Raw genomic sequence first — 19169 nt, 5'->3', positions numbered from 1 at the left:
AAAACAATTCTCTAAAAAAACCACCACGTTAAACAATTGTTAATACAGCTAGAATTAAAAACTTAATTCTTATTTTGAGCCACAAACACAACAATACAAAATAGCATGTCAAATCACAACGGAAACTCTATTAAGCAAGTGCTCTTGCAACTCATCTCAAATGTTTTCGAGCAATCTGGAAATAAACCACTTAATCATAGGCAAGTAGCCAATATATTAAACATTATAGATCCCGCCTCAAAAGCTACTATTTTAGAAATTTTAGAAGATGAAACCAAGAATGGCGTTTTTTTAGAAGTCGCAAAAGGAAAGTATAAATTACATGAGGTTAAAGCTTTTTTAACTGGTAAAATATCTATGGCTAATGATGGTTCGGCATTTCTAATTCCGGATGATGAATTTGAAAAAGACATTTATATCGGTCCTAGAAAATTAAGAACAGCCTTACACGGCGATATTGTTAAACTACATGTTTATGAAAGTAGTAAAGGCAAACGCAAAGAAGGGGAAGTAGTAGAAATAGTGAAAAGGGCAAAGATGGAGTTTACTGGAATTATTAAAATCTCCCAGCATTTTGCTTTTTTTATCCCTGATGATCGTAAGATGCTGCATGATATTTTCATCCCTTTAGAGGATTTAAATGGTGCAAAAAACGGTATGAAAGCTTTGGCTAAGATAGTGGATTGGCCTGCGGGAGCAAAAAACCCGGTTGGTGTAATTAAAAGTATCTTAGGAAAACAGGGAGAAAACAATACCGAGATGAACGCAATCCTGGCAGAATATGGTTTCCCGCTCACTTTTCCAGAAGAAGTTGAAAGAGAGGCCCAGGAAATCTCCACAGAAATTACCAAAGAAGAAATTGCAAAGCGCAGGGATTTTAGAGAGGTAACCACTTTTACTATTGATCCATTTGATGCAAAAGATTTTGATGATGCCATCTCTTTTAAAATATTAGAAAATGGAAATTATGAAGTGGGTGTGCACATTGCAGATGTTTCCCATTATTTAATTCCTGATTCTGCTTTAGACAAAGAAGCCTATGATCGTGGAACTTCAGTTTATTTGGTAGATAGGGTAATCCCGATGTTACCAGAAGTTTTATCTAACGGTTTATGCTCTCTTCGTCCTAAAGAAGAAAAATATTGTTTTTCTGCAGTATTTGAAATGGATAAAGAAGCCAATATTCATGACCAATGGTTTGGCAAAACCGTAATCTACAGCGATAGAAGATTTGCTTATGAAGAAGTTCAAGAAATTATTGAGGCTAAAGAAGGTGAATTTAGCAATGAAATACTCACTTTAAATGCATTAGCTTATAAGTTAAGGGAAAGAAAATTTAAACATGGTGCCATCAACTTTGAAAGCACAGAAGTAAAATTTAAACTAGATGAAACTGGAAAACCAATTGGTGTTTATGTAAAAGAGCGAAAAGATGCACATAAACTAATTGAGGATTTTATGCTCTTAGCTAATAAAAAGGTAGCAGAATTTATTTCGAGAAAGGGAAAAGGGAAACACAAATATACTTTTGTTTATAGAGCTCATGATGTGCCAAAGCCAGAGAGTTTAAAAGCTTTTGCAGAATTTGCTTCTAAATTCGGTCATAAAATATCTACTAAAACAGATAGGGAAACAGCCAGATCCTTAAATAAATTAATGGCTGATGTAGAAGGTACAAAAGAACAAAATGTGCTGACTTCTTTGGCAATCAGATCAATGGCTAAAGCCATTTATACTACAAAAAGCAGCAGCCATTATGGTTTGGCTTTCGATTTTTATACTCATTTTACTTCTCCAATCCGTCGTTATCCTGATGTAATGGTTCATCGACTTTTAGAACATTATTTACAAAATGGTGAAAATGTGAGCGCAGAGCATTACGAAAAAATGTGTCAGCATTCTTCACAAATGGAGAAAAAAGCTGCAGATGCAGAGCGAGCTTCTATCAAATACAAACAAGCAGAATATTTGGAAGATAATATTGGGCAGATGTATAAAGGAATTATTTCTGGCGTAACAGAGTGGGGAATGTATGTAGAAATTGAAGAAAATAAATGTGAGGGAATGATACGTTTAAGGGATATTTCGGATGATTTTTACACTTTAGATGAAAAGAACTATTGCATTATTGGTCAAAAGAAAAAGAAAAAATATCAATTGGGTGATGAAGTGAAAATTAAAGTAAAAAGGGTTGATCTTGCAAAGAGACAAATCGATTTTAGTTTGGTGATAGAAGATTAATGATTGAATTTCAATGAAAGAATGATTGAATTTTGAAGGATAGAATGATTGAATTTTAAATGTTAAAATGAATCAAAGACTCTTAACTCAAAACTAATAAACTCTTTTGCTAAAACTAATACCAGTGAACTTTTAATACAAAAATGTACAGCATACAAGAACTACAAAGCATTATAGATAAAGCAGTTAAAGGCACTTCTTATCCTGCCGAACCTAAAGAATTATATGAACCGATAGCCTATTTAATGTCGCTTGGTGGAAAAAGGTTAAGACCTGCTTTAGTTTTAATGGCAACGGATTTATTTGGTGGCGATATTAATGATGCCCTTGCCCCTGCCCTTGCGGTAGAGCTGTTCCATAATTTTACCTTGATGCATGACGATATAATGGACAAGGCGCCATTAAGGCGAGGAAAACCTACAGTACATGCTAAATGGGGTGATTCTGTAGCTATACTTTCTGGCGATGTGATGTTTGTGAAAGCTTACAAAATGATGATTCAGGTTAAACCTCAGATCTTGGCCGACGTTTTAGATGTTTTTAATGCAACTGCGATTGGCGTTTGTGAAGGCCAACAAATTGACATGAATTTTGAAAATAGAGGTGTTGTAGAAGTTGATGAGTATTTAGAAATGATACGACTTAAAACAGCAGTTTTAGTGGGTGGAGCTTTAAAAATTGGGGCTTTAATAGGTGATGCCTCAAAACAAGAAGCAGATAATCTTTATCAATTTGGTGAAAATTTAGGAATTGCATTTCAACTACAAGATGATATTTTAGATGTATACGGCGACCCTTTAAAATTTGGAAAACAAGTTGGTGGAGACATCATCTCAAATAAAAAAACTTATCTTTTAATTAAAGCATTAGAATTAGCCAAAGGCGATGATTTAATCGAACTTAAAAACTGGCTTGCAAAACCTGATTTTAATTCAGAAGAAAAAGTAAATGCTGTGAGAAACATTTACAACAACATAGGAATTAAAGACCTATCTGAGAACTTAATGCAATCTTATGCTCAACTAGCTTTAGATAATTTAGATAAGATAAATGCATCTCAAGAAAATAAAAGCACTTTAATGGATTTTGCCGATATGTTGATTAAAAGAGAACACTAAAATTAAATGAGATGATTAAAAACGTAGCAGTAATAGGTTCAGGAACAATGGGAAACGGTATTGCACATACGTTTGCCCAAAATAATTTTAAAGTTTCTTTAATAGATATTTCAGAAGAAAATTTACTAAAAGCAATTGCTACAATTGATAAAAATTTAGAAAGGCAATTAACAAAAGGAACGATTTCACAACAAGATAAAGCTAATACGTTATCTAATATTCAAACATTTACCATTTTAAAAGACGGAGTGAAACATGCCGATTTAGTAGTTGAAGCAGCTTCGGAAAATTTAGAAATTAAGCTTAAAATATTTAAGGAATTAGATGAAATTTGTAAGCCTGAAACCATTTTAGCCTCCAACACATCTTCCATTTCAATTACAAAAATTGCATCTGTTACCAACAGAGCTGATAAGATTATTGGTATGCACTTTATGAACCCAGTTCCTATTATGAAATTGGTAGAAGTGATACGCGGTTACACAACTTCAGATGAAGTGACAAATAACATCATGGAGCTTTCTAAAACTTTAGGAAAATCACCGGTTGAAGTAAATGATTATCCTGGTTTTGTGGCTAATAGAATTTTAATGCCGATGATAAATGAAGCAATTTATACTTTGTTTGAAGGCGTTGCCGGAGTTACAGAAATTGATACCGTAATAAAATTAGGAATGGCACACCCAATGGGACCATTACAACTGGCTGATTTTATAGGTTTAGATGTTTGCTTATCTATTTTATATGTATTGCATGATGGTTTCGGAAATCCAAAATATGCTCCTTGTCCGCTTTTGGTAAACATGGTAACTGCCGGAAAAAAAGGAGTGAAATCTGGCGAAGGTTTTTATTCTTATCAGCATGGTAGCAAGGAGTTGGTAGTTGCTGAGAAGTTTAGTTAAATTGTACAAAAACCAAATCGATAAAGTAATCAAATGAAACTACACACCATAAATACAGGATTTTTCAAACTAGACGGCGGTGCCATGTTTGGCGTTGTTCCTAAATCCATTTGGCAAAAAACGAATCCAGCTGATGAAAATAATCTCTGTAATTGGGCAATGCGCTGTTTATTAATTGAAGATGATGATCGATTGATATTGGTGGATACAGGAATCGGTGATAAGCAAAGCGAAAAATTTTTTAGCCATTATTATTTGCATGGCGATGATACCTTAGAAAAATCGTTACAGAATTTAGGTTTTAGCCGCGATGATATCACAGATGTTTTTTTAACCCATCTACATTTTGATCATGTTGGTGGAGCTATTATCCGTGAAAACGAAAAACTAATTCCTGCTTTTAAAAACGCTATTTATTGGAGTAATAAAAACCATTGGGAATGGGCAACAAATCCAAATCAGCGTGAAAAAGCTTCTTTTTTAAAAGAGAATATTTTGCCGATTGAAGAAAGTGGAAAATTAAGGTTTATAGAAAATAAAGATAGTGTAGAGTTTACAAAAAATATTAAAGTGCGTTTTGCTTATGGGCATACCGACGCTATGATGCTTCCTCAAATCTCATATAAAGGTAAAACTTTAATTTATATGGCAGATTTACTTCCTTCCGTCGGGCATATCCCTTTGCCTTATGTAATGGCTTATGATATGTTTCCATTAAAAACTTTAGATGAAAAAGCGGCATTTTTGAAAGAAGCACAAGAAAACAAATACATTCTTTTCTTAGAACACGATCCTATAAATGAATGTTGCACTTTAGAAATGACAGAAAAAGGCATAAAATTTGGTCAGGCATTTAGATTAGCGGAAATTTAACCGCTTGTCTGAAAAATATGATTAAAAAATTCCTTTCTATTTTATGCGTCTGTGGATTTTTCTTAATGGCCTGCAGCGATTTTGAATATAGTCCAAACCAAGCTTTTGATAAAGATAGCCCTGTTGATTTAAATGCTAAAAGCTTAGCCCGTCTTCAAAACATTGAAAATGATGACACAGTTAAATTCATTGTATTTGGAGATCCACAAAAATCAGCAAATGAATTAGACGAGTTTATTGCTAAAGTTAACACCATGAAAAATGTTGATTTTGCAATTTTAGCAGGCGATATTTCTGAATTTGGTTTATTACAGGAAACCAAGTGGGTAGCTTTAGAACTAGAACAACTAAAAATTCCTCATTTTGCAGTAATAGGAAATCACGATTTATTAGCAAAAGGTGATGCTGTATTTAAAAGAATGTTTGGAGAACTTAATTATTCTTTTGCTTATGATGGTGTTAAATTTATTTGCCATAATACCAACGGGAGAGAATATAAGTTTAATGGATTAGTGCCTGATATCAACTGGTTACAACAAGAACTTAAACCCCAAACTGGTGTAGAAAGCTACGTTGCTATTTCACACATCAGACCTTTTTCGCCAGATTTTGATACCAACTTAGACATCCCATACACAGATGTTTTTAACGCACAACCTAAATTTTTAGCATCATTTCATGCACATGACCACGGTTACGGAGAATTTTTTCCTAATAATTCAAGAGTTCCATTTGTGGTAACCACCAATATTGGAAATAAAGGTTTCATCTTAGCAACTATCGTGAATAATAAAATTTCTTATGAGCGCATTAACTACTAAAACTTTATATTTATTGATATGCCTTTGCTGTTGCGGATTTTTTTCAAAGGCTCAAAAACTAAAATTCTTAATTCCAGATGGAGCCGTAGTTCAACATGCTGGTAGTATAGGTTATTTTAGCGGTGGCGTTAGTTATGATCTCTTTAAAAGCAAAAAAGGAAGTTTAGATATTACTTACGGTTATTTACCTGAAAATAAAGGCGGGGCATTTAGCACCATTTCTACTAAATTCATTTATCGCCCATTAAAAATAAAAGCAAATGACTGGTTAACTATTTATCCAATTAACCCAGCAACGTTTATAAGCTATACCGTAAACAAAGATTTTGATTTAACATGGGATAGAGGTCAATATTCTAAAGGGTATTATTATTGGTCAGAAGCTTTAAGAATTCATTTGGCATTTGGCAGCGAATTAAAGTTTAATACCAACAAGCTAATTCAGTCAAAAAAGATCAATGCTTTATCTTTGTATTATGAGATTAACACCAATGATGTATATATCATAAATTATGTGCAAAATAAATCTTATCTAAATATCACAGATATTTTTAAAGCAGGAATTGGTTTAAGAGCATATTTCTAAATCAGGAAATAAATAATGGCTCTGTAATCAACACTGAGCCATTATTTATTTTTTAAGACTATGCAGAATTCCTCGCTGCATTTACAATACCGTATAAAGTTCTTAAAATGAGCTTATCATAAACTTCTTTCTGACTTGCTTTTAAGTTTTTATCTAAACTTTTGATGATTGCGTAGCGCTGAATAATTACCAATGGTAAAGTTATTTTTTCCCTTACATCTATCGACTGAGCTTCGGTTGGGTATTTTTCCATTAAAACTTTGGTATCAGATAAATCTAACAACAGTTTTTTGGTGAGTTGATATTCTGCATGAAGCATTTTCCAGAATTCGCCGAAGGTTTCATCATCTGCTAAATAAGCTGTTAATCTAAAATCGGCTTTTTTCATAGACATCATACAGTTATCAATAATGGTTTTGTAAAACCCCGAATCTTTGTAAAGATTCTTAAGATTTAACCATTCGCCATCTTCCTTCATTTTTGCTAGTGCAGCACCCACACCAAAAAAACCAGGGATATTTTGTTTTAACTGACTCCATGAAGTAACAAAACTAATTGCCCTGAGATCTTCTAATTTAAGTTCTGAATCTGAATTTCTTTTAACCGGACGGCTACTAATATTTATCTGAGAAAGCATCTTTAAAGGACTTTGCACCTCCATAAATTTCAAGAATAAAGGATTAGTCCTTAAATCTATAAAAGCATGATAGCTGATATCTGCCATAGTACTCAATAAAGATTTTTCTTTCTCATCTAAGGTATTTTCCTTTTGCTTATATAAAGCAGAGGTAATCCCAGCATGAATCAATTGTTCCAGATTATTGATAGATGTTTCAAAAGTACCGTAATGAGAACTGATGGTTTGACCTTGAACCGTAATCTGGATTTGTTTATTGGCAACATCTTTACCGAAAGAAGCATAAAATTTGTGTGTTTTACCTCCACCTCTTGCAGGCGGACCTCCCCTTCCATCAAAAAACGCTAAATCAATTCCGTTTTTACGAGAAACTGAGGTTAATGTATATTTAGCATAATATAAAGACCAGTTTGCCATTAAATAACCTCCATCTTTGGTGCTATCAGAAAAGCCTAACATAATTACTTGTCGGTTTTTTCTGCGTTCTAAATGTTTGGCATAAATGGGATGACTATAAAGAGATTGCATCACTTCTTCTGCTGCTTTTAAATCATCAATAGTTTCAAAAAGAGGAACAAAATCAATATCTAATTCGTCCATTTTCCATCCGCTCCATAAAAATAATTGCATCAATTGTAAAATATCAGATGCTTTTTGGCAATTACTGATGATGAAACGATGACAAGCTCTTTTTCCGTTATTTTTTTGAAGGTCTTTTATAAGTCTGATTACATCTAAACTATCTTTACTTAAATCTGTAAATTTATTGTAATTGATTAGTTCTGCCGCGTTTAAAGGAATAGAATCAATTTTTTCAGTTTCTGATAAATTCATGTAATTTTCAGAAATACTGCCTTTTATCTCTGGATTAGACATACACTCTTCAAATAGAGATCTTAAAATCCTGCTATCTTGACGTATATCTAATGAAGCAAAATGACAACCAAATAGCTTCACCTTCCAAATCATATCATCTACAATATCAACAAATAAACTATCGTGATAATCTGTTAAAACTCTTTTAATATTTCTTAAACTATCTAAAAGTTCTTCTTTGTTATCATAAACATTTACGTTTATTCTAAAAGCATTATCATAAATAATGGTTTCTAAAATATCCATATATTTTTCTACACCATTAAAAGTTACCCTACGCTTCATGTTTTTAAAATCGCGGTAGTAACATCTAAACAAAGCTTTTCTTAAAAAAGAAGAAACTTGTTCTGTAGTTTCTGCGGTAACAAAAGGATTTCCATCTCTATCGCCACCTGGCCAAAAACCTAATTCTATTAAACTATGGTTATCTAAATTAAGATTAAAAACACTTTCCAGATTTCTATGAACATCTGAAGCAGTTTGATAAAGTATATTTTCTAAATACCATGTTAAGCTAATGGCCTCATCAACCGGAGTGGGTTTTTTCTTTTTAAAGAAAGGCGTTTTACCTAATTGTTGCAGTAAAAGGTTGATGGCATTAACATCATTAACTTTAATAGCATCAGTTAAATCCGTCATAATTCCCAAAACCGGACCCGGATAAAACTGAGTTGGATGGGCAGTTAAAACCAAACGAAGCTTAAACTCACTTAAACAATCCTGAATTTTTTTATAAAGGTCTTCATCTTCTAGAGCTTTATTCATTAATGTTCTTAAAGAAGTTGCTTCTTCTTGTACACTTATCTTACTAAAAGCAGCATCTTCAACCGCATCAAACAAAACTACCTGTCTTTCTATATATTGGATAAAGCGAAAGAGTAAATCTGTAGTGTCTTGTTGCTTGGTCAATCCTTTTTGTTGAGTAAAAAAAGACTCTATAATTTCATCCGGAGTTTGATGATTTTCTATTCCTTTTTCGCAATGGTCAAAAAAGTAAGGCAATGCAAGTCCTGTATTTTTTACACTATAAAAAGGAAGCGTTAAAAACAAGCTATTGTAAAGATCAAACTTTGTAGTGACCTCATTTTTGAATATGGTTTCTTTTGAGCTTAGGTGGGTAGTAAGTTTCGACATGATGTGTGAAAATTACAAAATCTTTGTCAGTACGCAAATAAATAACGAAAATATACCATTTCATGTTTTAGACTAAATCTTAATAAAATAATAAGAATCTAAAATTGATTTATTGGTAGATGTGATATTTGCAAATATCCTTGATATAAATTATTTTATTATGACAATATAAAACTACATTTCAATTAAATTCGTTGGTAATAAAGTAGTTAAAGTAAAAAATATTCACTCCTTTACCTAAAAATAAAAGTCATGTTGAAAGCAATAGGCATTAAAGTTTCATTTTTATTGATTTTATTGATTAATGCTTGCCAAGGCACAGATATTCTTGATGATGCAATTGTTAACCCTAAATTTGAGTTAATAGCAGCTCAAACAGCGTTGAGGGTAAATGAAACTGCTACCATTAGTGCAAAATATTTTGATGAATATGGTATCGAAAAAATTGTTCCTTTCACTTGGGCATCAACTCAACCACAAATTGTAAGCGTGAATTCAGCGGGTAAAATAACGGCTATAGCTGCAGGAAGTGCTCAAATTTATACTCAATATCAGAACACAACAGCAAACTCCATAAATATTACTGTAGTAGCTACCGATAATGCGGTAGCAAAAGTGATTATAACCTCTACAAAAACGAATCTTAATTTAAATGAGAACTTAAATTTAAGCATTAGCGCTCAAAATATTAATAATCAACTTGTAAATGGTCAAACAACACAATGGTTTTCTGAAAACGAAAGTATCTTAAAAGTGGATGGCAGCGGTAAAGTAACAGCGGTAGCAAATGGCGTAGCAGGTATACATGCAAAGATTGATGGGGTAAAAAGCAATAGTATAGATTTTACAGTAGGCAGCAGCGAATTAACAGGTACTTTTATTTCCGCAGGCGGCTATCAGGCTGTTGGAGATGCTTCATTGAAAAACGTAAATGGCGATGTAACCTTAAATTTAGCCAGTAATTTTTCCACTAGCTTTGCTTTAGGCACATTTGTATATTTAGCTAACTCTACTAATGGTGCCACAGTTAGATCTGCAGGTTTAGAATTAGGTGAAATAAAAACAAATGGAGCGAAAACATTTAATGTAAGTCAAATTAAAAGTGGAGTTACCTTACGTGATTATAAATATGTAATTATACTCTGCAAACCTGCAAGTGTAACCTTTGGATATGCAGAATTAAAATAATCTTGTTTTTAAGTTAATTAAAGCTTTTATCGTATAAATAACAACCTCAATGAAAATTATTTATCAGCTAACAGTTATCTGCTTTATTTTAATTAAATCTTCTAGTTTGTTTGCTCAAGGTTGGGTAAAAGAAAAAAGAACGGGTTATTTCAAAGTTGCCGAGAATATAGTAAAAAGCAATAAATATTACGCTCCAGATGGCAGCACCGTCAATATTATAACTATTGGTCAATATCAAACATCGCTTTACGGCGAATATGGCATTTCAAAAAAAATTACTGGTATTATTAATTTCCCATTTTATGTTAAGCAAACCTTAAATAATATACAGTTTAAGCAAAGTGGGAAAACAATTCCTGGAGACCAGACTAGTGGCATTGGCGATGCCGATTTAGGAATTAAGTATGGTTTCTTCCAAGATAAAAAAATAGTTTTGAGTACAAGCTTAATTTTGGGTTTACCTTTTGGGAAAACTGGTGCAGGCACAACAGGGATTTTACAAACCGGAGATTCTGAATTTAATCAGATTATTAGGATTGATGCTAGCCATTCTTTTTATCCAAAACCAATCTATACTTCTATTTATTCTGGATATAATAATCGTACTAAAGGTTTTTCTGATGAGATTCGTTACGGTGGCGAAATAGGATTTTCATTAGAAAAGTTTACTCCAATTATAAAATTGAATGGGGTACTTCCTATTAAAAATGGTAATACACTCACCTCGCAAGGAAGTTTATTTGCAAATAATATCGAATACCTATCACCATCTTTAGAGATTAACTATCAAGTTTCAAAAAAAATTGGTTTAAGCGGAGCAGCTGCCGGAGCAATTTATGCAAAAAATGTACTAAAGGCCCTTAATTATAATGCAGGTGTATATTTTAAATGGTAATTTAAATCGAGTTTAATAATTAACCCCCCTTCTCAAATTATTTAAATAATCCACCTTTAAATTTATTCTGACACCTTCAGTTTAATAATACGCTTTTTATAAAAAATGAAATCGATTCACCCTTTGTATAAACCTCTTTAGTATGAGTAATTTTCAAGTGAAATTAAAATTAATATTCTGATAGCTAACTCATTAAAACTTAAATATGGGAAATATAAATTTTTATTAAAATAATGTTTGCCAAAATGATTCACTTTTGTACTTTTGCAGCGGAGAGTTGGCAGAGTGGTCGATTGCGGCAGTCTTGAAAACTGTTGACTGTTACAGGTCCGCGGGTTCGAATCCCCCACTCTCCGCATAATTTAAAAAGCCTGAAGTTTTTCAATTTCAGGCTTTTTTATTTTAGAAGAATCTGGATTTTTCTTTTATTTCAATAGTAAAATAATGTGCTGCTATTTTTACTTCTATACATTTAAATAAGAAAACTGATTTTGTGATTTCTATATTTATAAGAAGATAAAAAGCCCTATAATAAAAATCAGGCTGATTGCTTTCTTTGGCTTCTTAGAGCTTCATTATTTTAAGATTCCAGATATTTTAATTTGGAGCAGCTTATATCGGTAACTCATTCAAAATTTTCTTTTGCACTCTCCAGTTTGGCAAATATTTATTCATAAGGATGACGAAGTTTTGTCATGATTTCTTTCTAATAAATGAACCATTCTATGCATAACAATATATTCAATACATTATAAAGGTTTCTTAGCCAATTCGATATTAAAAAGCGTTAATTTGATTACCATATCGACTAAAAACATATTGATACACTGCAATACTTTTTAAATCAACATCTTCATCTGTATAAGCATCTGAAGGTAACCATAGTAAATTTTCGTAAATACTAGATCGAACTTGCCCTTTAAGCTGTCGGCTTTCTTTCCAATTTGGGATGTTTAGTTTTTCTGCTTTTAACTTATCTAAAGTTTGTTTTGCTACCTTTTTAACATCTTTTAAATCTTTATCTGATAGCTCTTTACCCTCTTTGAGTAAATCAAAAACACTAAGCGTTTCTTGGTCCAAATTTTCTTTGAATGCCCTAATTTCTTCAACTGATAAATCTTTGATAAACTCTTGTAGATCTTCAAAGGTTTTGATGGTGTCTTCTAAAGATTTACCTTTATTATAAGCTTCAATAATTTCTTGATAACGTTCATAAAAAGCTAACCTTAGCGGATTGTCTCTTAACATTTGTTGCAGTTTTTGGTCAACCGCATTTTGAAGATCGTAAACCAATTCTTTTTTATTTGGGATTTTAGCGAAGGCTTTCCGTAATTTATCAAAATCTAGTTTCGATAAATCGACATAAACATCTTTTGGCTCATTAAGTTTGTTGTCTAATAAAATGCTATCATTTACAAAAGCTTGCAAACGCATCATTACTTCGGTTACATCTGCTGATTTGGTCTTTTTGTTTAGTGCGTTGTAAATCGCATCAATGGCATTATATTTCTTAATATGTGCTATCGCTTCCTTCTCGGGATAAAGCGCTTTGTACTTTCTGAATACATTTCTGGACGCAATTTCAAAAGTAGTTCTGGTTGTTTCGTTTAAGCAAACGCAGTCCATCGCTTTTTTAATCAGACCGATTTTCTCCATGGCTTTTGCATTGGTTAAATCAGTTAAATTGAACTCCAATTCCTTCAACTTCCCAACTACAACGGCTATCGCTTCTTTTAGTTCGGCTTCTATACTAATAAGCAATTCTAAAGGTTTGTCATTCGCAGAAGTTTTACCTCCTTTTGTTTTGCTCCCTTCGCCATAAACAGAGTAGGCTTTTTCTAATTGTTTATAAACGTTGCCGTAATCTACAATTAAACCGTTTTCCTTTTCATCATCATAAACTCGATTTGCCCTGGCGATGGTTTGCATCAAAGTATGGCCTTTTATAGGTTTGTCTAAATAAACTGTAGAAACACATTTAGCATCAAAACCTGTAATCCACATGGCGCAAACAATGGCTAAACGGAAAGGATTGTCTTCATCTTTAAACTCTTTTTCCAAATTACGCTCCACCATTTTACGGCGATGAGTTTCAATATCCAGATTCATTTTACGGAATCGATCTACTTCATTTTGTTCAGCACTTACAACTACACAAATCTCCGTTGCTTTTACCTTATCATATTTGCGTTGTAAATCTTGCACTTCTTGCTCATCCGTAGCTTGCTTAATTTGCTTTTCGAGTTCTGCTAAATACTGAGGCCAATATTTTGTAATAAGAGTAAACATTCTAACCGCAGTTGGTTTATCCAAAGTAACCAACATGGCTTTACCTTGGTAACCACGTTCGTTAAAATGCCAAACTAAATCTTTTGCAATGGCATCTAATCTAGGTTCAGCAGTTAAAATGGGATATTCTTTATTGAACAAATAAGCAAGTTTGGCTTTTTGATCTTCGTCTAAATCTTCATCCTCAAAAACTTCTGCCATCTTCTCGTCCAAATCGGGATTGGCAATATTCAAGCGCTCTCCCCTATTCAGGTATTTCAAAGGCAATGTTGCATCGTCATCAATGGCTCTTTTAAAATCATAGATAGAAACATAGCCACCAAAAATATCTTTGGTTATTTCTTCCTCTTCTTTGATGATTGGTGTGCCAGTAAAACCCAAATAAGAAGCATTTGGAATACCGAAATAGCGCATATTACGGGCATAAGTTCCGCCTTGTGTGCGGTGTGCTTCATCAGAAATTACAATGATGTTTTTTCTTTCGGTAATCAGCGGATATTCTGTTTCCTCATTTGGATTGATAGAGAATTTATGGATTAAGCTAAAAACATAACGATGGTTTTCTGCCAGCAGTTCTCTTAAATGTTCTCTTCCGCTAATGCCTTTCTTTTTACCAGCGACTACATTTTTATCTTTGACAATCCCTACACCAGAGAAGGTATCGTAAATCTGATTTTCCAGTTCGGTACGATCTACTACAATTAAGAAAGTGTAAGAACCGCCCAGTTTTCGGTGGATTTTCTCGCAAAGGAAAACCATTGCGTAGGTTTTTCCCGAACCTTGTGTATGCCAAAAAACTCCAAGCTTCCCTTGTAAGTCTTCAATGTTTTTTACATTATCAATAACTTTGTTTACACCAATGTATTGGTGGTTTTTAGCCATCAATTTGATAATTTCTCCTTCCGATTCATCAAAAATCAGGAAGTTCTCAAAAATATCCATCAAACGCTGTGGCACACAAATACCACGCAATATGGCATCTAAATCTATTTGGCCTTCTTCGTCTTCACTGATTCTTTTCCACTCTAAAAAGTATTTGTATTTACTGGTAACCGTTCCAACTTTAGCTTCGGTTCCATTGCTTAAAATTATAAAAGCATTGGTATGGAAGAGATGCGGAATGGTGTCTTTATAATCGGTCAGGTTATCATCAAAAGCACTTCTTAAATCCGTATGGTGCGCTTTTAGTTCGAAGAAAACTAGAGGAATACCGTTTACAAATCCAATCACATCTGGTCGGCGGTTATACAATTCGCCTACAACTTCCAACTGCCTAACGGCTAAAAAATGATTGTTTTGGTAATTCTGAAAATCGAATACTTTGAGTCTTTTATTTTGTTGAAAGCCGTTCTCATCAGGAAAAGAAACGGGTACACCATTTTTTAATAAATCTGCTTTGGCTTTATTAATTTGCGCCAATGATTTATCCGCTTCTTTTAATGTAATTTTTTCAATTGCCCTTTGATAAGCAATGGCTGGTAAATCTGGATTTAAACTTTGTAAAGCGTTTAATAAATAGCGCTCTAAAACAACTTCACCTTTGTCTTCTCTGCCCAACAAACCGTTTTCTCCGAAGCTTTCGTTTTGCCAAGCCTTTATTACTTTCCAGCCCAACTCTTCCAGGCCTTCTTGTGTGGCTTGTTCTATGAGGGCATCTTCGGAGTATTCGTAGGACATATTTTTGATTTAGGTAAGAACCGCGAGGTTCTGCGAGAATCTCGCGGTTTTTTGATTTAGTTAATCTTCGACCTTAATTTTAACCATTCGTGACAGTACTTGTGGCTGACCTCCTTGAAAGTTTCCCTTTGTATTTACAAGTCTCCAAAAATTCGGAAAATACTTATCCACTTTTTGATGTTTGTGATTACCCATGGCTACGTACCATCCCTGATTCCACATTTTTTCTCTTAAATGAAAATTATAAAATTTAACGACATCCTCCACATCCTCGCTATCAACATTGTAAACTGGTTCAGTAATCTTTTTTACGGATAAGTCTTCTAGGCTATCTGAATTTATCAAATCTTTAAAAAACCTTTTAAAACATTCTTTTGATGAATCAATATCACGAACAATTCTTCTTTCTTTATCGAAATCTAAATTATCATAATCATTAGTGACTTTACTCATCCAAAACTTACCATAAGTAATTAAAGTAGTCAAGAAAAGGTTGTAATTTTTCCAGTCAATAGTGTCGTTATCTTCAACAGTTATAGGAAAAAGATGAAAGAATTTTTCATGAATATTTTTTAAATGATTTAATGTTATTTCATCTGTATAGTCAATTAAGTGACTACTATTTATATTCTTAACATCTCGTCCATCCAAATTTATAGGATGATCTTCTATTTTCCATATCAATGATAAAATTTTAGTAAAATCTATGTGATTTTCCTTAGAATGTATAAACTCGTATTTTAAAACCTCTTCATTATTTGTGTTGTCCGTTATTATAGCTTTGTAAGTGTGCTTAGCGAATTCATTTGCGTTAATAATATTAGATAATACCGCTCTATCAAAATTATGATAACGGTTATAGAAGATTCTTATGGACAAAAGAAGATTTTCATCAATTGTAGAATACTTGGTAAGATAATCAAGTATTGACCAAACTAGAACCATACGATTACGTTCAGTACCTCTATTTTTATCATTGACATTCGCAAACCAATTTGTATAATTTTTATTTAGAAGTTGCCTAAAAATCTTTCTAAGCTTTTTTAACCAATCATAGTGTAAATTACTTTTAATGCAAAATTCATCAATCTCAGAGCTGAATAATATTTCGAAAGCGTTTATATATTTTTGAATTGTAACTAACCCATCTGTTTCTAAGCTTTTTAACAATTGGTTATGAGAAGGTTTAGTATACTTTTGATCTATATGCTCTATTTCAATCCCGAGCTCATTTTTCATATTTTGAATACCTGCAACACAATAAATAAATTCGTTAAATACGTTATCTGCATTTTCGTTTTTCCCTCTAATTTTCCAAAAAACATCTTGCCAAGATTCCCATTTCTCGCCCCATTTATTTTTTAAAGTAGAAGTTTCAATTTGTGCTAAAAGGTCGGCTTTAAGATTTTCGCTAGACTGCATTCCTTCTCCACGAGCATTCATGTATACATAAAGTTCTTCTCCCTGTTCACTTATGTTAGTGTCAAAATACCAAAATTGAACAAAATCAAGTAAATAATCCTTGAACAAACTTGTATCTACATTTTCATCAGCGAAGTAGGCCCTAATAATATCTAGATTGGTTATGATAGACTGAATAGTCTTATCGTGTTTATATGAATCATAATACCAATAATTGTCCTTCAAATTATAGCTGTTGTCACATACAATTTGGTTAATTGCCTTATTTATAAATAAATAACTTGACTCCCTTACTCTATATTCTATGAAAGATTTTTTATTTACGAAGAATTGCTTTTTAAATATTTCTGCAAATTCTTTATCAAGTGAAGCAATAACTGCCAATGTCAAATAAATAGTAGTTAAGCGTTGTTGCCCATCTATTAAAAAATATTTATCTGCAAACTCCTTATCACTATAGGCATAAATAAAGCCAATACTGGATGAATATTTTATGCTTTTATAATGATTTATTAAAGCTTTTTTTAGTGTTTCATCTTCTATATCTAAATTGAGAAAATTATCCGATGATGTAAACTTATTAAAATCATAAACCAATGATTTTAATAAACTTTCAACTTGATCTCGTCCCCATACATAATCTCTCTGTATTTCAGGAACTATTATAGAATCTATATTTTTATTAAGAAAAAGTTCCTTTATAGTGTATTTACCAGCTTTCATGATTTAAGAACTAACTTTTCTAAATTTTGACGCAACTCAATAATTCTATTCAACATAATTTGTTTATGATCAATAATATTTGCTCTATTCCATCTTGTGAAATCACCAGGATTAATGTTAAAAATTGATTTAGTGAAAATCTCAATAGTGTGAGGGGGAATAAATTTAGCAGATTTTACTCTGTTTAAAATTTTAAAACGTTTCTCATCATAAAATGCGCAACCATTTAAAATATTATCTACGTTTGACAATAAACATAGATTACCTATAGAATGTATAAAACCAGAGCGTTTTAACGCATCGGTGTAAACTTCCTTATCTTCTGGTGTTCGTTCTTTTTTCTTCAATACTTTTTCAACTTTTAGTTTGTCTGCATCTCCAACTAACTCAATAATATATGTTTTATCATTTTCAGTTAATGTATTTTTTTTACCTTCGGGAGTTTGCGGAAAAATATGTTCCAATGTCCAATTCTCTTCAACATAGCTGTAGAAATCAAATTTATCTTTGGTGTTGAACAAATTAATTGCTAGCAGTATTTGATGTATGCTATCCGTATTTCCTTCATAATTGGAGTCTTCAAGGTCTAATGGTAAAATATCAAGAATTTTCTTCAACAATTCATTTTTAAGAGTCTCTTTCGAAGATGCCGTCATTTCATTGATAAAATTATTGATAGTAAATTTTGACTTCTTGTAGAAAAACAGATATCCGAATCTATTGTGCAGAATTGGATCATTATACCAATCTTTTAAAATCCAAAACGTATTGTATAATTTCTCCTGCATAATTTCTATTTCTTGAATATTAAAAAAATTAAACATTTCTCTATGCGTGGAGTCTTCGTTAAATACTAATTTATTATTGATGTTATTAGCTACTACATTTAAAAATCCGAACATTGGGTCTTTAGATTGCCTAAAATAAAAAGACTTTATATACTTATTGTTAACCCAATTTTCAATCTCATCCCATCGTTTACCTAACAATAGACGTTGTTCATTTATTTCACGAAAAGTTTTACCTCGATGTTCCTCCTTCAATCTTGCATATTTGGTAACAAACAACGCTTTAATTAACTCCGATTCTGTAAGAGCTACGCTGGTGCTATGGAAATTAGAAAAAGTTTTTTCACTATCCACATTCTCTACGACATTTACAATTATCAAAACGTGATTAAGAACAAATTGGTAAAATTTAAGTAAATCAATCTCACTAAACTCTTCCAAAAAGCTGTAACATTTTTTTATTGCATGAAAAATATAATAGGTATCTTGATTATCAATGAAGGTATCAGTATCGATTTCCAAACCTTTTTTCTTATTCCAATCTAGAGTCAACAATAAAGCTAAAGATTCCTTTTTATAAATATATTCATCAAAAAAATTTGATCGAACTGCATAATCTAACTTTCCACTGGCTTGGTTTGATTCGCCTAAAATATAACTAAACACTGATAATAGAATAGATAAGGTAGTAAGCCTTTGTTGCCCATCAATTACTTCTAGATGTATTTTCCTTTCCTGTTTTTTTAGCGTAATATATTGTAAATAATAGTCAAGATTCTTAGAAGAAACATCACGTTTCGAAAACGCGATTAATAAATCTTGCAATAAAATTGTTACCGCACCATTATTATCAGAACCCCATTTATATCCTCGTTGATACGCTGCAATGTGATAGCATTCAGCATTATAATCAAAGAGGCAACCCTGCGCATCTTTAGAGAAAATATTTTTTACATTATATATTAATTCGGCCATTTTTAATTTTATTTTTAAATCAAA

Annotated in this window: 12 protein-coding genes and 1 tRNA gene; 9 read left to right on the top strand and 4 right to left on the bottom strand. The window is 32.2% G+C overall.

The window, feature by feature from the left end:
• Positions 1-105 precede the first annotated feature (105 nt).
• From rnr to A5893_RS10170, 6 genes are all read left to right on the top strand, one after another.
• Complete coding sequence (rnr, locus tag A5893_RS10195; RefSeq protein WP_068822452.1) at positions 106-2241, top strand: ribonuclease R; 2136 nt, start codon at positions 106-108, stop codon at positions 2239-2241.
• 143 nt (positions 2242-2384) lie between these two features.
• Positions 2385-3359, top strand: coding sequence for a polyprenyl synthetase family protein (locus A5893_RS10190; RefSeq protein ID WP_068822451.1), 975 nt, complete (start codon positions 2385-2387; stop codon positions 3357-3359).
• Positions 3360-3370: 11 nt separating this feature from the next.
• On the top strand, positions 3371-4261 hold the full coding sequence (locus tag A5893_RS10185; protein ID WP_394330782.1) for a 3-hydroxybutyryl-CoA dehydrogenase: 891 nt from the start codon (positions 3371-3373) through the stop codon (positions 4259-4261).
• A gap of 33 nt (positions 4262-4294) precedes the next feature.
• Entirely contained in the window at positions 4295-5134 is an 840-nt protein-coding gene (locus tag A5893_RS10180) for an MBL fold metallo-hydrolase (protein WP_068822450.1), read from the top strand.
• Positions 5135-5151: 17 nt separating this feature from the next.
• The gene (locus A5893_RS10175; RefSeq protein ID WP_068822449.1) at positions 5152-5955 is read left to right on the top strand and encodes a metallophosphoesterase family protein; all 804 of its coding nucleotides are present in this window, start codon (positions 5152-5154) and stop codon (positions 5953-5955) included.
• Entirely contained in the window at positions 5936-6541 is a 606-nt protein-coding gene (locus A5893_RS10170; RefSeq protein WP_232456838.1) for a hypothetical protein, read from the top strand. Before A5893_RS10175 ends, A5893_RS10170 begins: the two co-directional genes overlap by 20 nt.
• Before the next feature lie 58 nt (positions 6542-6599).
• Here A5893_RS10170 and A5893_RS10165 read toward each other — a convergent pair whose 3' ends face one another.
• A complete protein-coding gene (locus A5893_RS10165) occupies positions 6600-9188 on the bottom strand; it encodes a phosphoenolpyruvate carboxylase (RefSeq protein WP_068822448.1) in 2589 nt (862 codons plus the stop codon).
• 252 nt (positions 9189-9440) lie between these two features.
• Between A5893_RS10165 and A5893_RS10160 the strand changes: the two genes are divergently transcribed.
• The 3 genes from A5893_RS10160 to A5893_RS10150 all read left to right on the top strand — a co-directional run bounded on the left by A5893_RS10160 (position 9441) and on the right by A5893_RS10150 (position 11627).
• Positions 9441-10376: a DM13 domain-containing protein gene (locus tag A5893_RS10160; RefSeq protein WP_068822447.1), complete on the top strand. Its 936-nt coding sequence runs from the start codon at positions 9441-9443 to the stop codon at positions 10374-10376.
• A gap of 49 nt (positions 10377-10425) precedes the next feature.
• Positions 10426-11271, top strand: a complete 846-nt coding sequence (locus tag A5893_RS10155) for a hypothetical protein (protein ID WP_068822446.1) — start codon at positions 10426-10428, stop codon at positions 11269-11271.
• A 271-nt stretch (positions 11272-11542) separates the two neighbouring features.
• Positions 11543-11627, top strand: a tRNA-Ser gene (locus A5893_RS10150).
• Positions 11628-12048: 421 nt separating this feature from the next.
• On the opposite strand, the gene A5893_RS10145 is transcribed toward A5893_RS10150, so the two are convergent.
• From A5893_RS10145 to A5893_RS10135, 3 genes are read right to left on the bottom strand one after another with little or no spacing between them, the layout of a single operon-like run.
• Positions 12049-15237, bottom strand: a complete 3189-nt coding sequence (locus A5893_RS10145; RefSeq protein ID WP_068822445.1) for a type I restriction endonuclease subunit R — start codon at positions 15235-15237, stop codon at positions 12049-12051.
• 60 nt (positions 15238-15297) lie between these two features.
• Positions 15298-17382 (bottom strand): DUF262 domain-containing protein, encoded by a 2085-nt coding sequence (locus A5893_RS10140; RefSeq protein ID WP_068822444.1) that lies wholly within the window; start codon positions 17380-17382, stop codon positions 15298-15300.
• Positions 17379-19145, bottom strand: coding sequence for a DUF262 domain-containing protein (locus tag A5893_RS10135; RefSeq protein ID WP_068822443.1), 1767 nt, complete (start codon positions 19143-19145; stop codon positions 17379-17381). Before A5893_RS10135 ends, A5893_RS10140 begins: the two co-directional genes overlap by 4 nt.
• Between the last annotated feature and the right edge of the window lie 24 nt (positions 19146-19169).

It is taken from the genome of Pedobacter psychrophilus (assembly GCF_001652725.1).
In the GTDB taxonomy this organism is placed as follows: domain Bacteria; phylum Bacteroidota; class Bacteroidia; order Sphingobacteriales; family Sphingobacteriaceae; genus Pseudopedobacter; species Pseudopedobacter psychrophilus.
The sequence above is the reverse complement of the archived record's forward strand: the minus strand, read 5'-3'. Positions and strand labels throughout refer to the sequence as shown.

Excerpts from the sequence above, each read along its gene's own strand:
- A5893_RS10190 (WP_068822451.1), top strand. The coding sequence starts at position 2,385 with ATGTACAGCATACAAGAACTACAAAGCATTATAGATAAAGCAGTTAAA.
- A5893_RS10170 (WP_232456838.1), top strand. The coding sequence starts at position 5,936 with ATGAGCGCATTAACTACTAAAACTTTATATTTATTGATATGCCTTTGC.
- A5893_RS10185 (WP_394330782.1), top strand. The coding sequence starts at position 3,371 with ATGATTAAAAACGTAGCAGTAATAGGTTCAGGAACAATGGGAAACGGT.
- A5893_RS10155 (WP_068822446.1), top strand. The coding sequence starts at position 10,426 with ATGAAAATTATTTATCAGCTAACAGTTATCTGCTTTATTTTAATTAAA.
- A5893_RS10160 (WP_068822447.1), top strand. The coding sequence starts at position 9,441 with ATGTTGAAAGCAATAGGCATTAAAGTTTCATTTTTATTGATTTTATTG.
- A5893_RS10165 (WP_068822448.1), bottom strand. The coding sequence starts at position 9,188 with ATGTCGAAACTTACTACCCACCTAAGCTCAAAAGAAACCATATTCAAA.
- A5893_RS10175 (WP_068822449.1), top strand. The coding sequence starts at position 5,152 with ATGATTAAAAAATTCCTTTCTATTTTATGCGTCTGTGGATTTTTCTTA.
- A5893_RS10135 (WP_068822443.1), bottom strand. The coding sequence starts at position 19,145 with ATGGCCGAATTAATATATAATGTAAAAAATATTTTCTCTAAAGATGCG.
- A5893_RS10140 (WP_068822444.1), bottom strand. The coding sequence starts at position 17,382 with ATGAAAGCTGGTAAATACACTATAAAGGAACTTTTTCTTAATAAAAAT.
- A5893_RS10180 (WP_068822450.1), top strand. The coding sequence starts at position 4,295 with ATGAAACTACACACCATAAATACAGGATTTTTCAAACTAGACGGCGGT.
- A5893_RS10145 (WP_068822445.1), bottom strand. The coding sequence starts at position 15,237 with ATGTCCTACGAATACTCCGAAGATGCCCTCATAGAACAAGCCACACAA.
- rnr (WP_068822452.1), top strand. The coding sequence starts at position 106 with ATGTCAAATCACAACGGAAACTCTATTAAGCAAGTGCTCTTGCAACTC.